This is a genomic window from Mycetocola sp. Y442 (genome assembly GCF_056898615.1).
This window is the reverse complement of the sequence record NZ_JBXHBV010000002.1, coordinates 429,489-452,204: the sequence shown is the minus strand read 5'-3', so window position 1 is coordinate 452,204 and position 22,716 is coordinate 429,489. Positions and strand designations below refer to the sequence as shown.

The 22,716-nt window shown below is 67.5% G+C and carries 20 protein-coding genes; 4 read left to right on the top strand and 16 right to left on the bottom strand.

The window, feature by feature from the left end:
• Window positions 1–31: 31 nt before the first annotated feature.
• Both AC1X6S_RS08765 and AC1X6S_RS08760 read left to right on the top strand, forming a co-directional pair.
• Window positions 32–1,042, top strand: coding sequence for an ABC transporter ATP-binding protein (locus tag AC1X6S_RS08765; RefSeq protein ID WP_483405367.1), 1,011 nt, complete (start codon window positions 32–34; stop codon window positions 1,040–1,042).
• A complete protein-coding gene (locus AC1X6S_RS08760; protein WP_483405366.1) occupies window positions 1,039–2,064 on the top strand; it encodes an ABC transporter ATP-binding protein in 1,026 nt (341 codons plus the stop codon). Before AC1X6S_RS08765 ends, AC1X6S_RS08760 begins: the two co-directional genes overlap by 4 nt.
• A 72-nt stretch (window positions 2,065–2,136) precedes the next feature.
• Here the strand turns inward: AC1X6S_RS08760 and AC1X6S_RS08755 are convergent, their stop codons facing one another.
• The 9 genes from AC1X6S_RS08755 to AC1X6S_RS08715 form a co-directional block, all read right to left on the bottom strand.
• Window positions 2,137–2,721, bottom strand: coding sequence for a hypothetical protein (locus AC1X6S_RS08755; RefSeq protein ID WP_483405365.1), 585 nt, complete (start codon window positions 2,719–2,721; stop codon window positions 2,137–2,139).
• A gap of 91 nt (window positions 2,722–2,812) precedes the next feature.
• Window positions 2,813–3,376 (bottom strand): hypothetical protein, encoded by a 564-nt coding sequence (locus tag AC1X6S_RS08750; protein WP_483405364.1) that lies wholly within the window; start codon window positions 3,374–3,376, stop codon window positions 2,813–2,815.
• Between the two features lie 463 nt (window positions 3,377–3,839).
• The gene (locus AC1X6S_RS08745; RefSeq protein ID WP_483405363.1) at window positions 3,840–5,219 is read right to left on the bottom strand and encodes a hypothetical protein; all 1,380 of its coding nucleotides are present in this window, start codon (window positions 5,217–5,219) and stop codon (window positions 3,840–3,842) included.
• 97 nt (window positions 5,220–5,316) lie between these two features.
• Window positions 5,317–6,141 carry an ABC transporter ATP-binding protein gene (locus tag AC1X6S_RS08740; protein WP_483405362.1) on the bottom strand — a complete coding sequence of 275 codons (825 nt, stop codon included), beginning with the start codon at window positions 6,139–6,141 and terminating at the stop codon, window positions 5,317–5,319.
• A 70-nt stretch (window positions 6,142–6,211) separates the two neighbouring features.
• Complete coding sequence (locus AC1X6S_RS08735; RefSeq protein ID WP_483405361.1) at window positions 6,212–7,291, bottom strand: FecCD family ABC transporter permease; 1,080 nt, start codon at window positions 7,289–7,291, stop codon at window positions 6,212–6,214.
• A gap of 394 nt (window positions 7,292–7,685) precedes the next feature.
• Window positions 7,686–8,720 carry a FecCD family ABC transporter permease gene (locus AC1X6S_RS08730; RefSeq protein ID WP_483405360.1) on the bottom strand — a complete coding sequence of 345 codons (1,035 nt, stop codon included), beginning with the start codon at window positions 8,718–8,720 and terminating at the stop codon, window positions 7,686–7,688.
• An 18-nt stretch (window positions 8,721–8,738) separates the two neighbouring features.
• Window positions 8,739–9,773: an iron-siderophore ABC transporter substrate-binding protein gene (locus AC1X6S_RS08725; protein ID WP_483405359.1), complete on the bottom strand. Its 1,035-nt coding sequence runs from the start codon at window positions 9,771–9,773 to the stop codon at window positions 8,739–8,741.
• A 114-nt stretch (window positions 9,774–9,887) separates the two neighbouring features.
• Window positions 9,888–10,874 carry a siderophore-interacting protein gene (locus AC1X6S_RS08720; protein ID WP_483405358.1) on the bottom strand — a complete coding sequence of 329 codons (987 nt, stop codon included), beginning with the start codon at window positions 10,872–10,874 and terminating at the stop codon, window positions 9,888–9,890.
• Between the two features lie 121 nt (window positions 10,875–10,995).
• Window positions 10,996–11,550, bottom strand: coding sequence for a hypothetical protein (locus AC1X6S_RS08715; protein ID WP_483405357.1), 555 nt, complete (start codon window positions 11,548–11,550; stop codon window positions 10,996–10,998).
• 214 nt (window positions 11,551–11,764) lie between these two features.
• Here AC1X6S_RS08715 and AC1X6S_RS08710 point away from each other — a divergent pair, with 214 nt between their 5' ends.
• Complete coding sequence (locus AC1X6S_RS08710; protein WP_483405356.1) at window positions 11,765–12,682, top strand: DUF808 domain-containing protein; 918 nt, start codon at window positions 11,765–11,767, stop codon at window positions 12,680–12,682.
• A 100-nt stretch (window positions 12,683–12,782) separates the two neighbouring features.
• On the opposite strand, the gene AC1X6S_RS08705 is transcribed toward AC1X6S_RS08710, so the two are convergent.
• The 7 genes from AC1X6S_RS08705 to AC1X6S_RS08675 all read right to left on the bottom strand — a co-directional run bounded on the left by AC1X6S_RS08705 (window position 12,783) and on the right by AC1X6S_RS08675 (window position 21,567).
• Window positions 12,783–13,403, bottom strand: coding sequence for a thymidine kinase (locus tag AC1X6S_RS08705; RefSeq protein ID WP_483405355.1), 621 nt, complete (start codon window positions 13,401–13,403; stop codon window positions 12,783–12,785).
• Window positions 13,404–13,470: 67 nt separating this feature from the next.
• On the bottom strand, window positions 13,471–14,976 hold the full coding sequence (locus tag AC1X6S_RS08700) for an Ig-like domain-containing protein (RefSeq protein ID WP_483405354.1): 1,506 nt from the start codon (window positions 14,974–14,976) through the stop codon (window positions 13,471–13,473).
• 16 nt (window positions 14,977–14,992) lie between these two features.
• A complete protein-coding gene (locus AC1X6S_RS08695; RefSeq protein ID WP_483405353.1) occupies window positions 14,993–17,242 on the bottom strand; it encodes a glycosyltransferase in 2,250 nt (749 codons plus the stop codon).
• Entirely contained in the window at window positions 17,239–17,724 is a 486-nt protein-coding gene (locus AC1X6S_RS08690; protein ID WP_483405352.1) for an acyltransferase, read from the bottom strand. The genes AC1X6S_RS08695 and AC1X6S_RS08690 overlap by 4 nt, the downstream gene beginning before the upstream one ends.
• 124 nt (window positions 17,725–17,848) lie before the next feature.
• Window positions 17,849–19,210, bottom strand: coding sequence for a wax ester/triacylglycerol synthase domain-containing protein (locus AC1X6S_RS08685; RefSeq protein WP_483405351.1), 1,362 nt, complete (start codon window positions 19,208–19,210; stop codon window positions 17,849–17,851).
• Window positions 19,200–20,204 carry a glycosyltransferase family 2 protein gene (locus AC1X6S_RS08680; protein WP_483405350.1) on the bottom strand — a complete coding sequence of 335 codons (1,005 nt, stop codon included), beginning with the start codon at window positions 20,202–20,204 and terminating at the stop codon, window positions 19,200–19,202. The genes AC1X6S_RS08685 and AC1X6S_RS08680 overlap by 11 nt, the downstream gene beginning before the upstream one ends.
• The gene (locus AC1X6S_RS08675) at window positions 20,188–21,567 is read right to left on the bottom strand and encodes a glycosyltransferase family 4 protein (RefSeq protein ID WP_483405349.1); all 1,380 of its coding nucleotides are present in this window, start codon (window positions 21,565–21,567) and stop codon (window positions 20,188–20,190) included. The genes AC1X6S_RS08680 and AC1X6S_RS08675 overlap by 17 nt, the downstream gene beginning before the upstream one ends.
• A gap of 233 nt (window positions 21,568–21,800) precedes the next feature.
• On the opposite strand from AC1X6S_RS08675, the gene AC1X6S_RS08670 reads away from it, so the two are divergent.
• Complete coding sequence (locus tag AC1X6S_RS08670) at window positions 21,801–22,715, top strand: YveK family protein (RefSeq protein WP_483405348.1); 915 nt, start codon at window positions 21,801–21,803, stop codon at window positions 22,713–22,715.
• Window position 22,716 lies beyond the last annotated feature (1 nt).

Below are 22,716 nucleotides of genomic sequence, written 5' to 3'. Positions count from 1 at the left end.
ATCGGCGCGAATTGCGTGCAAGGATGTTTCTGTGAACACCGAACGATCCTCCGAGCCCATGCCCGCCATGCGCGTCTCAGGGCTATCCGTCACCTTCACGGGTGGCGAAGCTCCGATTCCCGCCGTCCGCGACGTGAGCTTCGACGTCAAGCGCGGCGAAGTAGTCGCGCTCCTCGGCGAGTCCGGCTCAGGCAAGTCGGTCACCGCGCGCGCCCTCATGGGCCTCACCGATGAGTACACGACGATCACGGCGAACGCCCTGGCACTCGGCGATACCGACCTCCTCTCCCTCAGCGACGACGCGAAGCGACGCCTTCGCGGCGAGCGGATGAGCCTCGTGCTGCAGGACGCCCTGTCTGCGCTCAACCCCGTGCTGTCGATCGGTGACCAGATCGGAGAACTGTTCAGGGTTCACCGCGGTGCCAAACGCAAGGATGCTCTCGCACAGGCCGCAGAGCTGTTGGCGCTCGTCGGCATCCCCGACCCGAAGAACCGGGTGAACGACTACCCGCACCAGTTCTCGGGCGGCATGCGCCAGCGCATCCTCATCGCCATGGCCATCGCGCTCGAACCCGAGTTCCTCATCGCTGACGAACCAACCACCGCTCTCGACGTCACGGTTCAGGCGCAGATCCTCGAGCTGCTCGACGGACTCCGGTCACAACTAGGCATGGGCATCCTTCTGATCACCCACGACCTCGGAGTCGTGACCGAGGTGGCCGACCGCCTGGCCGTGATGTACGCCGGCCGCATCGTCGAGCGCGGCGACGCAGACACGGTCCTGGCCAACCCGGCCCACCCGTATACCCGCGCCCTGCTCAGGTCTGTGCCGCAGGCGAGCCTCCGGGGTGGCGAGTTGCTGACAATTCCCGGCTCGCCACCCAGCCCCGGCCAGGTTCCGCCGGGCTGCTCCTTCCACACCCGCTGCCAGTTCGCCATCGATATCTGCCGGACGGAACGCCCCCCACTCGAGCTCGTTGCGCCTGAGCGCCAGGCTGCGTGCCACCGCGCACACGAGGTCCTCACCGGAGCCATCTCATGACCACACCGCTCACACTCGGCCCCACCCGCACCGAAGCGAAGGTCGTGCTCGAAGCGCGCGACCTCGTCCGCACCTTCACCGGCGGGTCGAGGCTCAAACCGAAGACCGTCTCCGCGGTCGACCGGGTAAGCCTCACGCTCCGCGCGGGAGAAACCCTCGGCATCGTCGGCGAATCGGGTTGCGGCAAATCAACCCTCGCCCGCATGCTTGTCGGCCTCGAACGCCCGGACTCAGGCACCCTGTCCTACCACGGTGAGGATGTCACCGCCGGCCGGGCCCGTGATCGCCGTCTCCTGCGCCGTGGGGTGCAGATGATCTTCCAGGATCCCTACACGTCGCTCGACCCGCGAATGACCGTGGCCGATCTCATCGCCGAGCCGCTCGCAGCGACCCGAACCGGCACAGCGGCTGAGCGTCGCGCCCGGGTGGCAGAGCTGCTCGAAATGGTGGGTCTCTCGCCGCAGATGATGGGTCGCTACCCGCACCAGTTCTCCGGCGGCCAGCGCCAGCGGATCGGGATCGCCCGGGCACTCGCCCTCGATCCTGAGGTGCTGGTCTGCGATGAGCCTGTGTCTGCCCTCGACGTTTCGGTCCAGGCGCAGGTGATCAACCTCCTCCGCGACCTGCAGAAGCGCCTCGGCGTCTCAATACTCTTCATCGCGCACGACCTCTCGGTCGTGCGGCACATTGCCGACCAGGTCGCCGTCATGTACCTCGGCCGGATCGTCGAGAACGGTGAGACGACGACCGTCTACGACAACCCGGCGCACCCGTACACGCAGGCCCTGCTCTCCGCCTCACCCACCGTCGATCGGGCCGAACGCGGTCGACTTGGCCGACGCCGCGTGCTCGGCGGCGAGCCCCCATCGCCACTCAACCCGCCCACCGGCTGCCGGTTCAACCCGCGCTGCTGGCTCGCGACCGACGAGTGCCGCGTCGAATACCCGGAACGCCGCGTCTTCCCCCACGGGGCGGACCGGGCGGTCGCCTGCCACCACGCTGAGCAGGCCGCCGAGCTGTAATGGCCGCACCTGCAGGCCGGTAGTCAGTGCTCCCCCACGGTGCCGGCCTGCAGGTTTCCCCGGTGACCGGTATCACTTCAGGCAGGGAGGCACGCCAGGATCTTCGTCTCCCGGACGAAGCCGCCGCTCCTCGTCTGACGTGTCGCTGGAGAAGGTCTCGTCAGTGGAGAATGCGGGATGCCGCGCATCGCTCAGGGGGAATGCGCCCTCACACGGCAGGGCGAGCAGGTCGCCAACGTCGAGGTCGACCGGAAGTCGAACGCATCCGAGTTCGACAGACGAAGCGGAATACACGGCCACACGCCGTCGGCGCACCGCGGTCTCTCGGCCGAGCAGGCGAGCTGCCCCGAAGTTCGGGTGACACCGATCGAGGTCAGCGTCGACCCGGATCGCGAGTCGCCGGTTACCGTGGGTCAGATCGAACTGCTCGACCCGTGTGAGCAGCACAGTGACAAAGCGTTGCGGCGTTCCCGGTGCTGGCCCCCACCCTCCTGCCGCTCCGATCCTCACGAGCGGAGTGGGAGCGCACGCCGCAGCGTGGACGAGGGACGACCTGTTGACGATCACATCCGTCACGGTATGAACTGTGCCCTCGGGCCAGCACGCGAGCACGGCCGATCGACGGGCGAGGCTCCAGCTCGCTGAGATGCTCTGCATGAGTGTCACCCCTGCCCGTCCCCATCCACGCCCCAGCCCGTCGTCGCCCGCCCCGTCAACGCTGCCCGCCCCATCAATGCCGCCCGCCCGCTCATTCCAGCGCCGCCAGCCAGTCCGGCCGGTCACCGAACTCCGCCTCGGCCCCCTCGACCGGACGGATGTCACGACGGGTCAGGATGCCAGCGCACGGCACAGCGAGCAGGTCGCCTTCCCGGAGGTCGCCGGGCAGTGCGATCACTCTGCGGCCAAGGCAGGGACTCTGGTGCGCCTCACCGGCCAGCACCACAGCCGAGGCATCCTTCACGGTCGACACCCGGCCGATCAGCCGCATCTCCGCCCACAGGACGGGGACCGAATCGAGGCAGGCGTCGATAAGCACAACGCGTTCTGCGTCCCAGTTCGTCAGGACTGCGGTGACGCGCACGACGATCACGGCGGCATCCCGTTTCGGGTTGGCCTTACCGTTCGTGCCGGGAAGCACAGCAACCCCGGTGTGCACGCAGGGCGTCTGGCAGAGTTCGACGAGGCGGACCATCGACACCCCGGCGACCGTAAGGTCGGTGACGGTTGCGCTGGTGTGCTGCGGCCATGCGTCGACCCTCAGCGGGTCGGGAATGGACCGCCGCAGGGTCGGGAGAATCGAGGTGAGGGTCATGCGACGCCTGCAGCGGCGGGGTGTTCGATTGGCCCGGTTAACGGGCCGGTAAAAGTGGTCATGACTCAGTAGTAGCCCGCGCCGAGGCGGCAGACGTCGACTCTCACGGAATCCATACGACGCCCGGCGCGATACACACGAAAGCGCAACGGATGCCGCCCTGTCGCTACCGCCCAGCGGAGAGTCAACGGTGGAATATCACGCCATCAACCACTCCGCCGAGCAGCCTGTTCTTCTCATCCGCTCTGGCCGAATTGGATGCCACCCCGCCAGGACAGACCACGTATGCCGCGCGACCCGTCGAAGCGAGCAGGCATCAGATCGATGAATGCGGAGGAACGTGACCGGTCCATGACATCCACCCCCAACCTGCGCCTGTTACCCCTGCTTACTCCTCGATCGCGCCGGTCGAGCACCGTTGATTGATTGCGCTGGTGGTGGTATAAGCGGGGATGCTGCCCGGTCAGGCTTGTGGTTCGCTCGGGTCTGGGTCTGGGGCTGGGTCCCCGCCGGTCCCACCCTCGTCAGCGGGAGGGGTCGAGTCGTCGACCGGTGGCGCGGTTGCGGGCGGCGGAGTTACGGGAGGCGTCGTCGACCGGGGGCGGCTCGGCGTTCGCGGGGCGACGCGAGGAGTGGGTTCGGCATCAACCTCGGCGTCCGGGTCCACCTCCTCGGTCACCGCCTCCGAATCGAGACGAACCTGCTCGGCCTGCAGCGCGGTCGCCGCGTTCGCGTACGCCTGCAGCTCCGCCACACCGGGTTGCCCGGCTTCCAGTGCCGCGGTCAATGCGGTGACCGCCGTGGTGACGGCATCCGCGAGGGCGGAATCAGCATCCGCATTCGCGTCGATGACGCCGTCGGCGGCCTCGGGAATGGTCGAACCGAAGGCGGTCATCGCCGCGACGAACGTGTCGCGGGCTGTGGTGAGGCTCGTGAGCGCCGTGGCAGCGGTCTCGGCCTCTGACTCGAGAAGCAAGGCCTCGGCGTTGAGCGTGTTGATGCCGCGGGCCAGGTCCTCCACACTCGATTCGGCGTCGAGTGCCTCGTCGGCATCGGTGTCGGTGTCGCCTGCCTGCCGCGTCGGCGACTGGGCTGCGATGCTCGACTCGAACGCAACCCGGGCCGTCTCGGCGGTGAGTCGCGCTGGCTCGTCCGCGAATCCCGTCACGGCGGTCAGGGCGGTTGTGGCCGCCGCGTTGAGAGCGGAAGCCTCGCCATGGAGTTCGGCGAACGATTCGATATCGGATGCCGCAGCGCCGGCAATCGAATCCAGCTCGCGCTGCTGGGACTGGTATGCCTCGAACATCGATCGCTCGAGAGTCGGGTTCTGGTTCTTCGTCCACAGCAGGATGCCGACCACGATCAGCGAGAGGACGGCGAGGCTCGCGACGCTCACGGTCAACGCGCGGTTCCCGTCGAACCGGCCGGGCCCGCGGCTCTTCCTGCCCGTGGGCCGTTTACCGGTGCCGATTCCGCTCCCGCTCCCGGCAGCGGGCCTCGACGCTTTCCCGAGCTTCGACGGTTTCTCGGACCTGGACGGTTTCGGAGACGCCGCGGCGGCGGACGCTCTCGACGCCTTCCCCGGCCGAGCCTGCTTCGGAGCCTTCGCCGGCCTGGCCGGCTTTGGCTTCTTTCCGGTCACTCCGTGCGGCCGCGTCGGGCTGAGTTCGGCGTTCGCGCGACGGGCCTCCCTGGTGGCGAGCGTCGACGGAAGCCGGGGTTCGAGCGGTCGCGCGAATGCCGCCGCGTCACCTGCGAGCGGTCGCTGCGCTTCTCCGCGCGGGGTCTGCCGTGGTTCGCCGCGTGCAGGCTGTGGCCTGTCGCCATCGAATATGCCGGTCACCGGTCCCCTCCCCCGTCGAGCGCGAGCGACGCCGAGGTGCGCTCACCGAGCCAGACTACCGCGACCGGAACCGGCCGGGCAGACACCGGTCCGGGGGTTACGCCTGGGCGCGTCCCGCCTGTGGCACCACCATGGGGGTGCCGGTCACCGGGTCGGCGATGATGACACAGGAGAGACCGAACACGTCGTGCACGAGCTCCGCCGTCAGGATCTCGCCGGGATCGCCGGACGCCACAATGCCGCCGTCCTTCATCACCACGAGATTGGTGGCGTACCGGGCGGCCTGGTTCAGATCGTGCAGCACGGCGACGAGGGTGCGTCCCTCGCTGTGGAGCGCCGCGCACAGCTCGAGCACCTCGTACTGGTGTGCGATGTCGAGGAACGTCGTCGGCTCATCGAGCAGCAACAGTTCAGCCTGCTGGGCAAGCACCATCGCGATCCAGACCCGCTGCCGCTGACCACCGGAGAGCTCGGATACGTAGCGCTCCGCCAGGTCGGCACACCCTGTCGATTCGAGCGCATCGGCCACGGCACGCTCGTCGGCGTGCGACCACTGCTGAAGCAACCCCTGGTGCGGGTAGCGCCCGCGCCCGACGAGGTCGCGCACGGTGATCGCCTCAGGCGCGATCGGGCTCTGCGGCAGCATCGCGAGTTCACGCGCGACGGCCTTGCTCCGATACGAGGTAATCGGCTTGCCGCCGAGCAACACCGTGCCTGACTCCGGAGCCAGTGTCCTCGCGAGCGCCTTGAGCAGCGTCGACTTTCCACAGGCGTTGGGCCCGACGATGATCGTGAACCCGCCGTCGGGCAGGTCGATCGAGAGATCCTCGACGACGACCCGCTTGTCGTACGCGAGGCGAAGGTTCCGCGCGGCAAGTCGGCTTTCGCCCTCCCGCGCGTTAATCAGTGCAGCGGATGCCATCAGCCTGTCCCCTTGTCCACGTTTGCAATCTGTCCGGATTCTCTCTCAGCACGACGCACCAGCATCCGCATCAGATCGTTCCCTTCCGCCACTGTGCCACCAGGAGGTAGCCGAGATAGATACCGCCGAGAACCGCCGTGAGCACCCCGACCGGCAGGGTCACGGGGATGGGCAGCTGCTGCGTCAGCAGGTCGGCGAGACTCAGCAGGAACGCGCCCATGAGCGCGCTCGCGAGAATGTTCGGGCCGGCGCTGCGGCTGAGCCGCCTGGCGATCTGCGGAGCGACCAGTGCGATGAAGGAGATCGGTCCTGCGACACTGACCGCCGCTGTCGCGAGGCCGATGGCGACCAGGATCGACAGCGCTCTCGCAGAGGTGGAACGTGCGCCGAGGGCATCCGCCTGCTCATCGCCCATCTCGACCAGCTGCAGTCGGCGGCTGAGCAGGAGCGCGCACGGGATCAGCACGACGATGGCGACCCAGATGGTCGCGGCGTGGTCCCAGTCGCGGGCTGCGAGGCTCCCGTTGAGGTAGGTGGCGAGCACCGTCGCCTGCTCACGGCCGGCACGGACGAGCACCCATTGCACGAACGCGAGCGACATGGCGGAGACGCCGATGCCGATCAGGAGCATCCTCGAGGGTGAGGAGAAGCCGGTGCCCGTGCCGAAGAAGACGAGGGCCATCGCGGCGAAGGCACCGACGAGGGCGCCGACGGGCAGCGGCAGGATGCCTTGCCAGAGCAGGCCGAAGGCGGCGGCGCCCGCGGAGGCGCCCGCGGTGAGTCCGATCACGTCGGGGCTGCCGAGCGGGTTGCGCGTGACGGTCTGGAACAGCGCGCCCGAAACGGCGAGGGCCGCGCCGGCGGCGATGCCGACGATCAGCCGTGGCCCGCGGAATGCGGTGAGCACGACCTCATCGCGCCGCTCGCCCTCGCCGAGCAGCGTCGGCACGAGGTCGCCGAACGCGATCCCGAGTTTGCCAAGGGTGAGCGTGAGCAGCCCGGTGACGAGAATCGCCACGATCAGGATGCCGCCAAGCGCGAGAGAGCGCGGCCGCACCGCGAGGCTCAGCCAGGTGCCCACCCGGAGCGCCGGCAAGGGCGTGCTGCGGGTCGCGACCCGTGCCTCACCGGTGAGCGACGCCCCGGTCATGCGGTCACCTCCGCGTGCGGGCGCGCCGGGTCGGTGGCACGTGCGCGGGGTGCGGCATCCGCTCGGGTGACGGCTCGAGTGGCAATTGCTGCGGGTGTTGTGCCCCGCGACCCACACGAAGTGTCACCTGAATTCCGGGGCCGGCGCGCAGCGCTGGCTCGAGTGACACTTGCTGCGGGTGCCGCGCCCCGCGACCCACACAAAGTGTCACCCGAAGAGCGGGCTCCGCGCGCGGCGCTGGTCGCGCTTGCCGTGACGCTCGCGCAGGCGCTGGGTGCGGCATCCGCTCGGGTGGCGGCTCGAGTGACACTTGCTGCGGGTGCCGCGCCCCGCGACCCACCCGAAGTGTCACCTGAAGCCGAAGTGTCGCGGCGACCGGCCGCCCACGCCCGGGTCATACGGCGGCCTTCATCCGGCGCACCGCGAGCAGCAAGATCGGCCCGCCGACGAACGCGGTAATCACGCCGACCATCAACTCGGCAGGACTGACGATGATGCGGCCGAGGATGTCGGCGGCGAGCAGCAGCGCTGGGCCGGCGACGAGGCAGTACGGCAGCAGCCAGCGGTGGTCGGCCCCCGTGAAGCTGCGAACGATGTGCGGCACGGCGAGTCCGACGAACGAGATCGGGCCGACCGCCGCCGTCGCCGCCGCGCACAGCAGCGTCGTCGCGACAGCGCCGAGGAGCCGGGTCCGCCCGACGTGGGCGCCGAGCGCCCGCGCGGTGTCATCGCCGAGAGCGAGCGCGTTGAGCGAGCCGCACAGTGCGATCGCGAGGACGAGCCCGACGACGATGAACGGCAGGACATCCAAAATGACATCGGGATCGCGACCGGCGAGCGAGCCGATCACCCAGAAGCGGTAGGTGTCGAATACCCGGGGGAGGCTGAGCGACACCGCCTGGATGTACGCGGCCAGCACGCTCGACACGACCACTCCGGCGAGTACGAGCCGTACCGGTGTCCCACGGCCACGGCCGGTGCCGATGAGGTAGACGATGACGACGGCGATGAACGCGCCCGGCAGAGCGATCCACACGCTCATCGCACCGCTCACACCGAGAGCAGTCGCGGTGACGATGGCCGCTGCGGCACCGGTGTTGACGCCGAACAGCCCGGGGTCCGCAAGCGGGTTGCGGGTGAGGCCCTGCATCACACCGCCGGCAACCGCGAGAGCGGCGCCGACGAGCAGGCCGAGGATCGTGCGCGGAATCCGGCTGGCGACGACGGTGTCTGCGTAGGTGTCGCCCGGCGCGAACAGGGCGTCCCAGACGTCGGGCAGCGGAACGTACTTGTTGCCGACGGCGAGGCTCAGCATGGCGATGAGCACGAGCGCGACGAGAGCGATGACCAGCCCGGTTGCGAGCTTCGGTGTACGCCGACGAGCGCCGGGGGTCAGCCCGGCGCTCGTCGGCGCAACCGTCGCGGTCATCTCAGGAGCAACGTGAGGTTACTTGGCGACCTTGGTGACAGCATCCTCAATGAAGGGAATGTACTTGTCGAGAGCCCACGGCACGCTCAGCGGCGTGATCATGCTCGACGCCATGCCCAGCTGGTTGTCGACGCTCGGCACGTATGCACCGCTCTGGAAAGCGGGAATCTGCGCGAAGAGCGGCTGCGCCTCGATGAGCTTCTGGTTCTCCTCGTCGTTGAACCAGGTGAAGAGCACGTCGACGTTGTCGAGCAGGTCGGCGCGTTCGAGGCCGACGGTGGAGCTGAAGCTGCCCTCCGTGAGCGGAACCTCGGCGACCGTCTCGTCCATCGTCAGGCCGAGGCCGGAAATGAGGTCGACGCGCGAGTCGCCCGCCTGGTAGAGCGAGAGTGCGCCGGGCTCGGCGGTGTAGACGTAGGCGAAGCTCACGTCGGCGAACTCGGGGTGCTCAGCGGCGGCCTCGGCGATGTCGTCTTCGATACCGGTGATGAGGTCGGCTGCCTCGTCGCTCTTGCCGAGCGCCTTGCCGATGATCTCGATCTGCTCATCCCAGGTGGTGCGCCACGCGGCGTCCGGGTATGCCACGACAGGAGCGATCTCACTGAGCGTCGCGAACTCGTCCTCGGAGATGCCGGACTGCGGCGCGAGAATCAGGTCGGGAGCGAGTTCGAGCACTGCCTCGACGTCGATCTCCGGGTAGACGTTGAACGTCGCCGGCAGCTCGTCGCCCTTTTCCTCGATCGCTTCACGAACCCACGGGAAGTACAGGTCCTCGTCGCCACCCCAGGTAGCGGCCTCGACACCCACCGGTGTCGTGCCGAGAGCGATCGCAGTGTCGGCGGAACCCCAGCCGATGGTGACCACGTTCTCTGGTGCGCTTTCGATGACAGCGTCGCCGAGCGCGCTTTCGATCGTGACGGGGAAGGCTGAACTGTCGGATGCAGTGGCATCCTTCTTCTCGTCTCCGCCTGTCGCACAGCCGGAGAGTACAAGCACGCTCGCGGTTGCCGCTGCGAGAACGGCTGCGCCTCGCGTGAATGGGGTGGTGCGCATCGGTGTTTCCTTTCGAAAGATGCGGGTGGAATCGAGACGGATGCCGTGCGGCAGGACCGTCAGGAAAGGGGGGTTGATGGAGCTGAGTGGGCGCTGCGCGCTGGTCAGCTGTGGTTAGCTTTCGGCCCGCCCGACGCGCCAGTAGCCCATGAAGGCGACCTGGTGCCTGTCGAGTCCGGTCTCGGAGACCAGGAACCGGCGGAGTGTCTTGATCACGCCGGCTTCACCGGCGAGCCAGGCGTACAGTCCACCGGAGTGGCTTGCCGGATCAGGGACCTCCCAGAGGATCCCGTTATCGATGTCGACATCGGCGAGGCGTTCGCCCCGATGACCGTCTGTAATGAAGTTGTCGGTCCAGGCCCGGACGGCCGGGTCGAGTGCCGAGCCGTGGGCAGCGTCGCCGCGGGCCAGCCAGGTCACGTGGATGCCGTCGGGGGCGTCGATCGGGAGAGCATCCGCAATCGTCGGCACCTCGATGAAGGCACAACCTCTGGCGTCGCGCGGAAGGGACGAGACGATCGAGCAGATGGCGGGCGCGGCGGTCTCATCACCGGCGAGCAGGACGCTCGTGGCGTCGCCGGGCTTCCATTCGACGCCGGAAACCAGTCCGTCTGTACGCACGGTGGGGCCGACGACGATGAGCTCGTCACCGGGCTGGGCGTGAGTGACCCAGCGGGAGGCCGGACCCGAATCGCCGTGCGCGACGAAGTCGATGTCGATCTCGCGGAGTTCGGGGCGAACGGCGCGGACCGTGTATGTACGGAGCGGGTTGCGCTTCTCGTCGGGCAGTTCGCGCCAGGCGCCGTACCAGTTGTTCGCGTCCAGCGGGGTGAAACCGATCCCGGGGAGAGGCAGCATGACCTTGACCCTCTGGTCGAGGCCGTCAGTGCCGAACTCGTGGAGTTGCGCCCCGGTGAACGTCACCCGGCGGAACGTTGGCGTGAGTTCCTCGATGCCGGTGACGGTGACGGCATACGGGCGCGCGGCCGGCTTCACCGCGCGCACCGGGACGCCACCCGCCGCCGTCGTCGCGCTGGTCCGCACCCGTGAAGGTGCGACACGGGCCGACGCGGCGACCGGGACATCCGTGGTGGTAAGCATTGCCTAAGTATGGCATGCCTAACCTATCTAATGTCCAGCTTTATTCGACGTCGAGGTAGCCCCGGGCGTGGCGAGCGATGAGTCGGCCGCCACGCCCGACGACCTGAGCGCCCCGCGACGCCTAGCGCCGGAACATCCTCGCGGTCGTCTCGTAGAGACCCTTCACCGGTCGCTGCTGCTCCCCCTGCTGGGCACCGAGCACGATCATCACGAGCGTGAGGGCCGGCGTCACCCACTGCAATACCTTCTGCACCCGCTGCGCGGTCTGCAGGCTGTCGGATGCCTCCGGCGCCGGTTCGGTGATCCCCTCGGCGCCCTCGTCTGCGTGCTTCGCGATAATGCCGCCCAGAATCCCGGAGATCACGGATGCCGCACCGGCGGCAATCGTGATTCCCAGCTTCACCGCCGTGTTGGTCCGGCTCTCCTCCTGGTTCTTGAGGCGTTCCTTGTTGCCGCCGATGAGACCGATGCCGCCGATGCCGTGCATCACTATCGCGGCGATCTCGACGGGAGCCCAACGCGCCCAGCCGATGGAAGCGAGCCTCAGGCCCTCGGCCGACGAACTGGCTTTCGCCGTGGCGCCGTTGAGGCCGACGGCCCCCATCAGCGACCCGCCGAACCACGCGGCGAGGCCGATGTCGTGCATGCTGCGGACTACAGTGTTGCGACTTGGCATGGAAGTGTCTCCTTCGAAGGTGAAATGTCCGAAGAAAGTTACGCCGAGAAAGAGGACGCCGGCAGGGACTTGACACACCGCGGCGATTCCTCTGCCCGGGCGCGACGCTGTCGCCGCTATCACACAGAGGTAGCGGCGCGGGAGCCCCCTGCCCTTGCAGGAAACGCCGGATAACGGTCGGTAGAGTTGTCCTCCCACCATTTGAAGGAGACCCATGTCGGTAGGCTTGCTCGCCGTCGTCGATGACATTCTGACCGCCGCACTCAAGGCGTCAGCAAAAACGGCCGGCGTTGTGATCGATGACGCCGCCGTGACCCCCCAGTACGTGCAGGGACTCACGCCAGCGCGAGAGCTGCCGGTCGTCGGGAAGATCGCGCTTGGGTCCCTGCGGAACAAGTTCATCATCATCATCCCGATCGCCCTCCTGCTGACGGCGTTCGCGCCCTGGGTCCTGCCGTATCTGCTGATCATCGGCGGCGCATACCTCTGCTTTGAAGGCGCTGAGAAGGTGCTCGAGTGGTTCGGCCTGCACCACGGCCATGCCGACGAGGGTGCGCGCGACGAGAAGAAGCTGGTCGGCGGCGCTGTGCGCACCGACCTGATCCTCTCCACCGAGATCATGCTGATCTCGCTCGCGAGCCTCGACCCCGACATGGGAATCTGGGCGACCCTCGGCGTCCTCGCCGTGATCGCGCTCATGATGACCGCCGTCGTCTACGGCGCCGTTGCCCTGCTGGTGAAGATCGACGACATCGGCTTGAGCATGGTGAAGAACCAGGACAAGCGCGTCAGGCACACCGGTGTCCGGATCGTCCGCTCGATGCCCGCCGTGTTCCGCATCATCAGCATCGTCGGGACCGTCGCCATGCTCTGGGTCGGAGGCCACCTGATCCTCGAGAACCTCAGCGAGGTTGGCGTCCCCCTCATCGGTGACTTCATCCACGGCATCGAGCATGCCCTCGCACCCCTCGGCGCCGTGGTCGTCTGGCTCGGCGACACCCTCGTCTCCTTCATCGCCGGCCTCGTGCTTGGCCTGGTCATTGTCGGCCTGATCCTGCTGATCGGTCGGCTTCGGGGCAAGGAGCCGCGGTTCAACAGCGGCGCACAGTCGCCGTCGAGCGTTCACGTCTAGCTCTCGGTCGACCGCGGTCTCAGACAGACGCGTGGGCCGTGCACCGCTGATCCGGTGCACGGCCCACGAACACTTTGTGGCGCGAAAACCCGCTCGCGCGTTACCGTGACGGGCGCGGCGCGAGCTTTCCGCCGGACTCCTGCAGGTAGCACGCACCGCAGAGCGACTCGTACTCCACCTCAACGCCGTCGATCGCAACCTGGTCACCCGAGAAGATGAACCGGTCACCGACCCGTCGGCCGTTGAAGATCGCCTTTCGGCCACAGCGGCAGATCGTCTTGAGCTCCTCGAGGCTGTGTGCGACCTCGAGCAGGCGGCGGCTTCCAGGAAACGCCATGGTCAGAAAGTCGGTACGGATGCCGTAAGCCATCACCGGTATCCCCTCGAGCAGCGCGATGCGGAGGAGATCGTCCACCTGTGCGTCGCTGAGGAACTGTGCTTCGTCGACGAGCAGGCAGGAAATGTCGGTGGCCGACTCGGCCAGCGCGCGCGCCCGGTGCAGCGCGAACAGGGCGTACGCGTCAGCATCCGGTTCGATGATGAAGTCGACGGGACGAGCGACGCCGAGCCGGCTCTCAATGTTGTTGTTGCCCTTGGTGTCGACGGCGGGCTTGGCGAGGAGGACCTGGTGGCCGCGCTCTTCGTAGTTGAACGCCGCCTGAAGGAGAGCCGTGCTTTTGCCCGAGTTCATCGCGCCGTACCGGAAGTAGAGTTTTGCCACGGCCTCAGTTTAGTGGCGAGAGGTCGGCGACGGTCCCGGATGCCGTGGGGCCGGCGGGCGCACTGCGTCAGTTCACCACCTTGAAGGACAGGGCCGGGCTGACACCGACATTGCCTGCGGCATCCGTTGCCTTCGCGGTCGCCTTGTAGCTTCCGTTGGCGTACGCTCCCGAGGAGATCGTGGCTTCCCAGATACCGGGGGCGACCTGCACTCCGGTGGCCACCCGCACCGTACCGACCCAGAAGGTGACGCCCGTCACGCGGACGTTGTCACTGGCCTGCGCCCTGACGAGAACCGTGCCCGAGACTGTCGCACCGGATGCCGGCGACGTGATGGTCACGGAGGGTTTGGTCGTGTCCGGCGTCGGCGTGGGCGTCGGACTCGGTGTCGGCGTCGGCGTCGGCGTGGGTGTTGGAGTCGGTGTCGGGGTTGGGGTCGGTGTCGGCGTCGGCGTGGGTGTCGGCGTGGGTGTCGGCACAGATCCGGCGGGCACTGTCGATGCGAAGTATCCGAAGTACTTGTTGCCCACCTGGCTCAGCGGATCGCCGGCGAATACCCGCCCACGATTGACCGCGGCGGCCCGCGCCTGTGCGATGACCGTCTGTCGCACCTCAGGCACTGACTTTCCGACACAGGCGCCGCCGGGCCTGAGGCAATTGAGCACAACGCCGGTCACCGCTGCGCTCGACATGCTCGTGCCCGACTGGATGAAGTCGTATCCGTTGCCCTTTTTCGTCGTATACGGGCAGGTGCCGTTGGCCGCTATCGTGTGCGCCCTGTCTGCGGTGGAGACGGCGTAGTTGCTCTTCGAGGCGGGTTTATCGTCGGGCGCGGTCACTCCCGAGCAGGGAGGTGAGCCGAGGCCGCCGGGCTTGCCGTCGTAATTAACGACGTTTGTCGCCGCAAGCACCTCGTCGTACGCGGCAGGGATGGTCGATGCAAGGTCGGTTGCGCTGTTGCCGGCACCGGCGACCACGACAATCCCCGCCGCGGTAAGGTCGCAGATCTCCTGGTGTGCAACGTCGTTGTTGGTGCGGCCGCAGTTGCCGTCATCCGAACCAGGGAACCCGATGCTGAGGTTCGCCACCCGGATGTTGTACCGCGCCGCGTTCGCCTTCAGCCAGTTGGTCGCGCAGACGAACATGTCTGGCGTCCCCCTGTTCTTCGCGTCGAGAATCCGGATCGAGTAGATCGGTACCCCGGGAGCGACGCCGACGATCCCCTTGTCGTCGTCGATGGCGCCGATGAACCCGGACACGCCTGTTCCATGGCCGTTGGCATCCGCCGCCGTTCCCGACCCCGTGCAGTTGATCTGCGCGGCGACGTTGAGGTCGGTATGCACGCTCACGCCGCTGTCGATCACGGCGACGGCTGGTCCATCCCAGGGCCGGTTCGCCGACCCCGCCGAGACGGGTGGCTTGTCCGCCTCGTGGGACGCGATCACGGAAGGGATCGTCTCAGCACCCCACGCGGGCGTAGCGACGGTGAGTGGGATGCTGAGCGCAAGAATGCCGATGGCAACGGATGCCGCACGGCGCGACCTGGTACCTCCAGCCGGTTGTGAACGTGACATGAGAGCTGGTCCTTCGTCAGTGAGGGTGGTGTTCGTCAGTGAGGGTGGTCTTTGTCGGAAAGGGTGGGCCGAATCGGGTGGGTGGGCGGTGCCGGGCGGATGCGCCCCGCACCGCGCGATAGGCCGCGAGGGTCTGGCCGGCGACGGCGGACCAGTCCAGGGCTGACAGGTCAGGGCTCTCGCCGCGGTCGGTGTCGCGCAGCCAGAGAAAGACATCGTCGAGTACGTCAGCGGTGAGCTCGCCCTCAAAGGTATAGACCCAGTCGGTGCCGACCTGGTCCCGCAGCTCAGCCATCCCCCCGAGCGCGGGAACAACGACCGGTCGGTCCGCACTGAGCGCAAGAATCGCCGAACCCGAGTTCTGAATCTTCGAGTACGGCAGCACAACCACATCGGCGGCGCGCAGCCAGGTCGCAAGGCGGTCGTCCCGGAGGAACTCGAGATCGAGAACCACGTCGTTCGAGGCGGATGCCGTGATCGCGGCCCGCAACGCGTCATCCGCCGGTTTCCCCGCGATGGCGAGGATCTCCCTCTGGCTGGCGTCGGACTCCGCGCCGGCCAGAACCCGGACACCGCGGCGGGAGAACACGTCGACGAGATGCGGCACGTTCTTGTAGTGCCGGATCTGACCGACACTGAGCAACACGGTGGCGTCGATCGACTCGGGCGGCAGACCGAGCGCCGCGCGGGCCTCTTCCCGGGTCGCCGACAGGTCGTAGCTGTCGCGGTAGTGCCCGTGCGGTGTGACGAACGCCGGAACGCGACCGAGTTCGGGGTAGCCGTTCCTCGCCGCGCTGATGCCCTCGCTCGTCAGGGCGATGATCCCGTCGACGTTCCCGACCAGCAGCCTCGAGTACCAGGCACGGATACGCGGGGTGGACCGGCTCTCGTGCGACGACACGTTGTGCACGGTCCAGACCAGCTTGGTGCCACGCAGCCGCGCGACCCGGAGAAAAGTGAAGAAGAGCACGAGCCTGGCGACCTGCCGCCACCGGCGGGGACCGGAAAGGAAGGTGAGATCGGGCCAGTGCAGGTGCACGATGTCGGTCCTGCCGACCAGCAGACGCAGGTAGCTGAGATCGCGCACCTCGGCATCGTCCGGTGACATGGCCGAGTAGAGCGCCGCGTTGTACGGGTTGGCGTGCCGAGTCCGGAACGCGGGTTCAGCTTCGACCCGCAGCGGACGGTCGGCGCGCCACCGGGAACGGGCCGTGCCAGGAGGCGTGCCAGCGGGCGTGCCAGCGGACGCGGTATCGGGCATTGCCCCGACGTTGTCCTGCGGTGTCCGTCCGAACAGGGTCGCCTCGGCCTCCGGGTAGCCCTGGCGCCATTTCGTCCGCGACCGCCACACGGTGAGCCAGGTTTTTTTGGGGCTCCGGGTCACTACCTCGAGCGCTCCGCGAACGAGGGCCCCGACCTGCAGCAGCGCGATTCCAGCCCGAGCGCGGGCCGGCGTCCAGGAGGTGCGCAGCAGTGTCGCTTTGCCCGCCATGACGAGGCTCATTTTTCGGCCGGAGTCGCCGGTCGACCCGCCGACGTCGTGCACGATGACGGCCGTCGGGACGATCACCGGGCGGAGGCCGGCCCGGCGTGCGCGCACCGAGAACTCGGCGTCTTCGCCGTAGAGGAAGAACCGTTCGTCCATCCCGCCGATCGCCAGGAACTGCTCCCTGAGGATCAGGGCGAGACACCCGGTGACGATGGGCACTTCGCGAACGCTGTCACGCTTCCACGTCCCGAGCGATTCCGGATCGAAGAGGAGCGAGTGCTTGAACGCCGTCGACAGCCCGAGCGCGAACGAGGTCAGCGACCACAGGGTCGGTTCACCCCAGCAGGAACTGGGGTCGACGACCCCATCCGTTCGGAGTGTGCGCCCGCCGAAAAGTCCGTACTCCGGATGCTCGACGGCGAACGACACGAGCGCGCGAAGGGAACCGGGAAGAACGACGGTATCGGGGTTGAGCAGCAACACGTAGTCATCCGTCGACGCGGCGACTCCGCGGTTGACGCCGCGGGCGAAGCCCAGGTTCTCCCCCGCTTCGATGACGACCGTTGCGGGAAACCGCTCCCTGATCGCATCAGCGCTGCCGTCAACGGAGCCGTTGTCGACGACAATCACCGTGAGCCCGTCGAGTGGGGGTGGAAGAGCAGGGTCTGCCCCGGTCGCTGCGACGGTTTCAGCGAAGACCGACTCGATGCACTCGAGCGTGGCATCACGGGTGTTGTAGTTCACGATGATCACGGAGACGGTCGGCTGGCCGGTCATGAGATCCCCGCCCGGTCCGCACTGAGGGCGTGGCGTGCTGGCGCCGATTCGCCTTCCGGCTGGACGACATCCGTCGCTTCACGCTCATCCGACCGGGGACGGTGCCCGAGCACTTTCGCCGGAACGCCTCCCGCGATGCAGTTCGCCGGAAGATCACGTGTGACGATCGCGCCAGCGCCGACGATCGCGCCAGCGCCGATGGTGACGCCGGCCGTGACGACAACGTTCGCGCCGAGCCAGGCGCCCGGCCCGATCACGATGTCCTTCTCGATTTTCGCCTGGTCCATCACCGGCGTTCCCTCGACGATGCCGTAGTTCGACGCGGTGATCGTCACGTGCGGCGCAAGCAGGCACTTCTCCCCGAGGATCACGCGCGACCGGGAGTTGCCCGCCCAGATCACGCTGCCCTCGCCGATGTGCGTGCCGGAACCCAGGAAGATGCGCTCAGCGTTGCGGAACGACACGGTCGGGGCGAACGACACGGCGTCTCCCCGGTTCAGCTTCCGCACCTGCTGCACATGGCTGTACCCGTAAAAATGCGCAACCCTGATGAGATGCAGCGCGGTCCGCGGGTCGAGCACGGACCGCAACACACCACGTATTCCCTTAGACGCCACCTGGCACCACCTCTGTTCGTTCGACGGGAACTGACGCCCCGGCTGGAACCTCGGACGGATCGAAGACGCGAGCCAGGGCATCCGTCACCCGATCGATGTCTGTTGCCGCCGTCGTCACAACGGCGACGGCAAAGCTCGCGGCGTAGCTCGTGGTGAATACCGCCATCCGGTCGTCGAGGTCGAGCACCGGCCAGAGGGTGATCGACGTCACCTCCGCCGGGCCGAAGTACTGGCGGCGCGGGTGCATCGGCAGGTGGGACGCGTACCCGGCCTCATCGACTGGCGACATCGCGGTGGTCCTGCCGGTGCTCCCCGGCGTCCTCACCGCCGAGCTGAGGGAGTCGGAGACGGATGCCACGACACCGGCGAAATCCGTCACCTCGCCCACGTCAATCCTCACCATCGAGATGTGGTTTCGTGCGGAGGCCTCCCGTTGGAGCGACAGCGGCACGGACAGCGCATAGCCCTCCCGCTCCGGTTCGACGGCGGCGAGCGCGGAGAACGCCGCGGAAACCGTGAGCGCGGTCGGTGACACTCCGAACCGGGACGCCAGCGTCTTCACGACCGGGGCCGGCACCACGAACATACGGAACTGCCGTGGCGGGATGAGTTGCTCCGCCCGTCCCGACCGCACCAGGTAGAGATTCTTGAGCGGGCGGGTCAGGCGTCCGGCGGTGCGTTTGAGCCGTTTGGCGACCGGCTTGCGGCGGAAGTCACGCCACGCATCGCCCACCGTTGCATGCTGGGACCGCCAGGCGGCGTAGTGTCCCCTCACCAGTTCGAGTTGCGTTCGGGGCGCCCGGCCGACGACGGCACCGGATACCGTGCCGTCCGCGTCCCGCACACCGGCGGGCATTGCCGGTTGGTCGGCGAGCAGGCTCGAGACCATGCGCACGCCCTGGATTCCATCGCCGACACTGTGGTGGATGACCCCGACGATCGCGATCGTGCCGTCGTCGAGGTCGGCGACCGTGAACGACCAGAGCGGCCGGGAGAGGTCGAGCCTGTTGGCGGCACCCGCGAGGAGGCTCGCGTCCGGTCCGCTCGGGTATGTCCCCGGCAGGATCGTGACGTGCCAGTTGAGGTCGACGCTCCCCGCCGGCACCCACGCCGGGGTGGCCAGGCCGAACGCCACACGCATCAACCGCTGCAGCATGGCCGGCTCCGCCGGAATGCGCTCGGCGACAATCGCGCGAACGAGATCGGCATCGATGGTGCCGTCGTCTCGCCGCAGCCCGGCCCCGTCGAGAATCATGGTGAGGGCAGGTCGGGCCAGCCGGAACGCCACCTCGTTGACGAGAAATTTCTCGTCGAGCACCCTCAGGGGTTGCACGACAACGTCAGGAGCCATCGATCTCTCCTTGCGCTGAGGTCGACGCGGCGACACCGGTGGAGGTCGCGACGGAGCGGTCTGTGCGCCCGCCGTCGGCGACGGCCTCGGGCAGCACGATCGGCTCTGGACGGGTGGTGTCGACGAACAGCTTCCCATCGAGCGGAAGGCGCGCCGCCAGGGCGAACCCGCGCAGAATGCCGGTGAACATCGCCAGTTCGGCCCTCGCTCTCGCCCGGTTCCGCGGGAACGCCCGAGCAGCCTTCCTGAGCTGGCGGGAGAGGACAGTGGGCAGCATCACGAGTCCCACCGCACTGTCGAGCCTCAGCCACTTGTTGACGAGCGCGCCCATACCGAGGCCGTAGCCGTGAAGCAGCTCCCGATAGTTCTCCCCCACCCGGGTGAAGGTGTGGTGCACGACGCTCTCCGGCTCGTGCACGACCTTCCAGCCCGCATCGATCATCCGGCAGAACGCGTCGAGATCTTCGGCTCCGGCGAGATCCCTCCCTGCGCCCAGGACGTCGTCGAAGCCGCCGATCGCGAGAATCGACGCCCGCCGAAAGGCCATCAGCGCACCGTGCCCCGCGTCGAGACCGCCGGCGACGTCGGAGAACTCCAGCTTGTGCCGATACACCTCGTCCGACCCCACCTTGGTGTGATCGAGCATGCGCCCGGTCACGACTCCGATGTCTGGTGTATCGAAATGCTGCAGCATGGCGTCGATCCAGCCGGGGGTCGCAACGCAGTCGTCATCCGTGTAGACCACGATTTCGCGATCGGATGCCTCGAGGCCCAGGTTGCGGGCGATGCTCAGCCCCTTCACGTCGGTGCGCACGCTGCGAACGCCGGCATCCGCTGCCACCTGCCCCGTGGCATCCGTCGTCGATCCTGAATCGACAACGAGAACATCGACATCGGGCGGCGTCGCGGCCGCGATGGAGACGAGCGCGTCCCTCAGCAGCTCAGGCCGTTGACGCGAGCAGATAACGAGAGTGACGTCAGCCGGAAGCACCATGCACCCTGCCCCCTCGACTCGGCAGCCACGGGGATCCCGATCGCGCACATGGCGCGGTTCCGGTCGCCTCACGGGTGTTCGTGAATCCCTCATCGAGGTCGGGGTACTCGCCCGTTCCCGGGTGAAGTTCTGAGGGCCTGCCGCGATATCCGCCGGGGCGGAGCCCGTCGATCACCCGACGGTAGCCGTCGACCAGCACCGCGTTCGCGGCCTGCCAGGTGAGGCTCGGCGCCTGGGAGAGAACGCCACTACGGAGCGCTCGGCGCCAGCGCTGGCTGCCATAGACGAGGTCGATCTGTGAGCCGAGCGCGCTCACGTCGCCTGCCCGGTGGATCAGCCCGTTGACCGCGTGCTGGACGACCGCGCCGCTCGCCTGCGAGACCAGCGGAATCACCCCGGCTCCCTGCGCCTCGTAAGTGACGAGCGCGCTGCCCTCCTCGACCGACGGCAACAACAGAACATCCGCGTGCGCGTATGCCCTGGCCGGCCTGTCGGTGAACCCCCTCACCTCAACCGATGGGTGAGCCAGTCGTTGCGCGAGCAACTCCCGATAACCCGGCACAAAGTCGCCGAAGATGAGGAACTTCCCCGACTCGCTTGCCCTCGAGGAAAGCCACGCGTCGAGCGCGTAGTGGAGCCCCTTGCGGGGTTCGCACCTGCCGAGGAAGACCGCGGTGAATGGCCTCGCCGTCTCGTCACGGGCCGGAACCCGGATCGTGGCGGGATCGAACCCGTAACGGTGGCGCACAAGCCGCGATGCGTCGAATCCCCTGGACAGAAAGGTGTCTGCGACGGCATCCGACGGCACGAGCAACCCGTGTGCCGCGGCATACTCGCGGTCTTCGATGACGAGCCGCTCACCGTCGAACTGGTGCGACCAGCCGTTCGGGACGGAGAGTCCGAGTCTCGCGTATTCGCGTCCAACGATGTCGTACGCGTGTGCCGTGTGCGTGTTCGGCACCTCCCTGAGTCCGGCAACGCCCTTGGCACGTGCGGCGTGCAGGGTACGGGAGGATGCCAGCGGCCAGGCGTGGACGGCGTCGAAGGTTCCGCGCTGCAACAGGCGCGCCGCGAGAAGATCGTGCCATCCGAACGCCCGCATTCGACCGATTGCCCGGTGCGGTACGCGCCGCCCACCGACGATGAGGGTCTGCTCGAGCGCCGTCAACCGGAGAATGGGACGGGCAACGCTCGCGGTCACGAGGGTGACGTGGTGCCCGGCACGAATGAGTTCATTCACCTGATTCCACGCGGTTTCACCGATGCCCTGGCTGCCGATGGCGTGCGGGAAGCTGTACAGCACACGGAGCGCGTCACCACCGCGTTGCGGCGCGGGGCGTTGACCATCGGTCTGCCTCGTCATGTTCCTCCCCGCTCGGGCCAGGTGCGCTCTTCGCATCCCAGGAGGGGACGTGAGTATCTGTCACGAAATTTACAAGCACTGATGGCGTGTTTGACCGTGGCCGATCGATTGTTAATATACTCGTAATACTGAGGGTTCCTCAATTTTACAACGCGCGTCCACGATGGAAGAGGACACAGCGGTTCGCCCACCCGCGGGACATCCGTGTCCCACCAAGCAGAAAGTCGATAAGCATGGATGTTCCTCTCTACCTTCGAGTCCTCTGGAGCTACAAGTGGTTGCTCCTCGTTGGGCTGATCGTCGCCGGCTTTGTGGGCGGGATCGTCGGATACAGCTACGTTGACGGGCAGCTGCAGCCGCGCGCCGTCCAGACTTACAGGGCATCGACGACGGTTCTGGTCGGCAGCCCGCAGCAGCCGCTCTACCAGTCGGTGATTCCCGGTGCCCCCGTGCAGGAGGGAGTCGCTCCGGATGTCACCCGCGACCTCGTCTCCACCACGGTGGTCTACGCGTATATCGTGTCCGGCTCGGAGATCCGTGCCATGGTCGAGGATGTCGTCGGGCCGCTTTCCGACGAAGAACAGGTCACAGCGGTTCGACGCACGACCCAGCCGGCCGGAGACGAACAGTTCCCCGGCCGCCTCACGCTGCCGATCCTCGACATCGTCGGCTCCGCGAATTCCCCCGGCCGTGCCGAGGAGATCTCACGGGCGGCCAATACGGTCTTCCAGGAGTACGTGCGAGCCGAGCAGGACACCACCGCGGTGCCGGAGGGCGAGCGGGTTCAGCTGCAGACACTGCGCGAGAGCGAAGCGACCGAGGTTGAAGGTAGCAATCCGCTGATCCCGGTCGTGCTCACCGCTTTCGGCGTCCTGATCCTCGTGGTCGTGTTGATCTTCGTGCTGTACAACATCCGGATCAGCCGCGAGAAACGACGCGCAGCATCCCGCCGGTCCCAGGCAGTGAGCGCCGCAGGAAAGAATGACGACAGCGATTCGTCGTCGATCGACACGGGATCATCGGTGACCGCAGGGGCGAGGGGAACATCGACGCCAACGGGCGCCGACGGCGCCGGGCAGCCTGTCGGTGATGGAGACCCGGATCACGACGAGCACAAGCGGTCCGACGACACTCACGCATACGTTTAGG

Bases quoted from the DNA above. Each gene is read 5' to 3' on its own strand.
- AC1X6S_RS08670 (WP_483405348.1), top strand. From the start codon at position 21,801: ATGGATGTTCCTCTCTACCTTCGAGTCCTCTGGAGCTACAAGTGGTTG.
- AC1X6S_RS08730 (WP_483405360.1), bottom strand. From the start codon at position 8,720: ATGACCGCGACGGTTGCGCCGACGAGCGCCGGGCTGACCCCCGGCGCT.
- AC1X6S_RS08760 (WP_483405366.1), top strand. From the start codon at position 1,039: ATGACCACACCGCTCACACTCGGCCCCACCCGCACCGAAGCGAAGGTC.
- AC1X6S_RS08750 (WP_483405364.1), bottom strand. From the start codon at position 3,376: ATGACCCTCACCTCGATTCTCCCGACCCTGCGGCGGTCCATTCCCGAC.
- AC1X6S_RS08735 (WP_483405361.1), bottom strand. From the start codon at position 7,291: ATGACCGGGGCGTCGCTCACCGGTGAGGCACGGGTCGCGACCCGCAGC.
- AC1X6S_RS08675 (WP_483405349.1), bottom strand. From the start codon at position 21,567: ATGACGAGGCAGACCGATGGTCAACGCCCCGCGCCGCAACGCGGTGGT.
- AC1X6S_RS08680 (WP_483405350.1), bottom strand. From the start codon at position 20,204: ATGGTGCTTCCGGCTGACGTCACTCTCGTTATCTGCTCGCGTCAACGG.
- AC1X6S_RS08740 (WP_483405362.1), bottom strand. From the start codon at position 6,141: ATGGCATCCGCTGCACTGATTAACGCGCGGGAGGGCGAAAGCCGACTT.
- AC1X6S_RS08710 (WP_483405356.1), top strand. From the start codon at position 11,765: ATGTCGGTAGGCTTGCTCGCCGTCGTCGATGACATTCTGACCGCCGCA.
- AC1X6S_RS08695 (WP_483405353.1), bottom strand. From the start codon at position 17,242: ATGACCGGCCAGCCGACCGTCTCCGTGATCATCGTGAACTACAACACC.
- AC1X6S_RS08755 (WP_483405365.1), bottom strand. From the start codon at position 2,721: ATGCAGAGCATCTCAGCGAGCTGGAGCCTCGCCCGTCGATCGGCCGTG.
- AC1X6S_RS08715 (WP_483405357.1), bottom strand. From the start codon at position 11,550: ATGCCAAGTCGCAACACTGTAGTCCGCAGCATGCACGACATCGGCCTC.
- AC1X6S_RS08720 (WP_483405358.1), bottom strand. From the start codon at position 10,874: ATGCTTACCACCACGGATGTCCCGGTCGCCGCGTCGGCCCGTGTCGCA.
- AC1X6S_RS08685 (WP_483405351.1), bottom strand. From the start codon at position 19,210: ATGGCTCCTGACGTTGTCGTGCAACCCCTGAGGGTGCTCGACGAGAAA.
- AC1X6S_RS08725 (WP_483405359.1), bottom strand. From the start codon at position 9,773: ATGCGCACCACCCCATTCACGCGAGGCGCAGCCGTTCTCGCAGCGGCA.
- AC1X6S_RS08700 (WP_483405354.1), bottom strand. From the start codon at position 14,976: ATGTCACGTTCACAACCGGCTGGAGGTACCAGGTCGCGCCGTGCGGCA.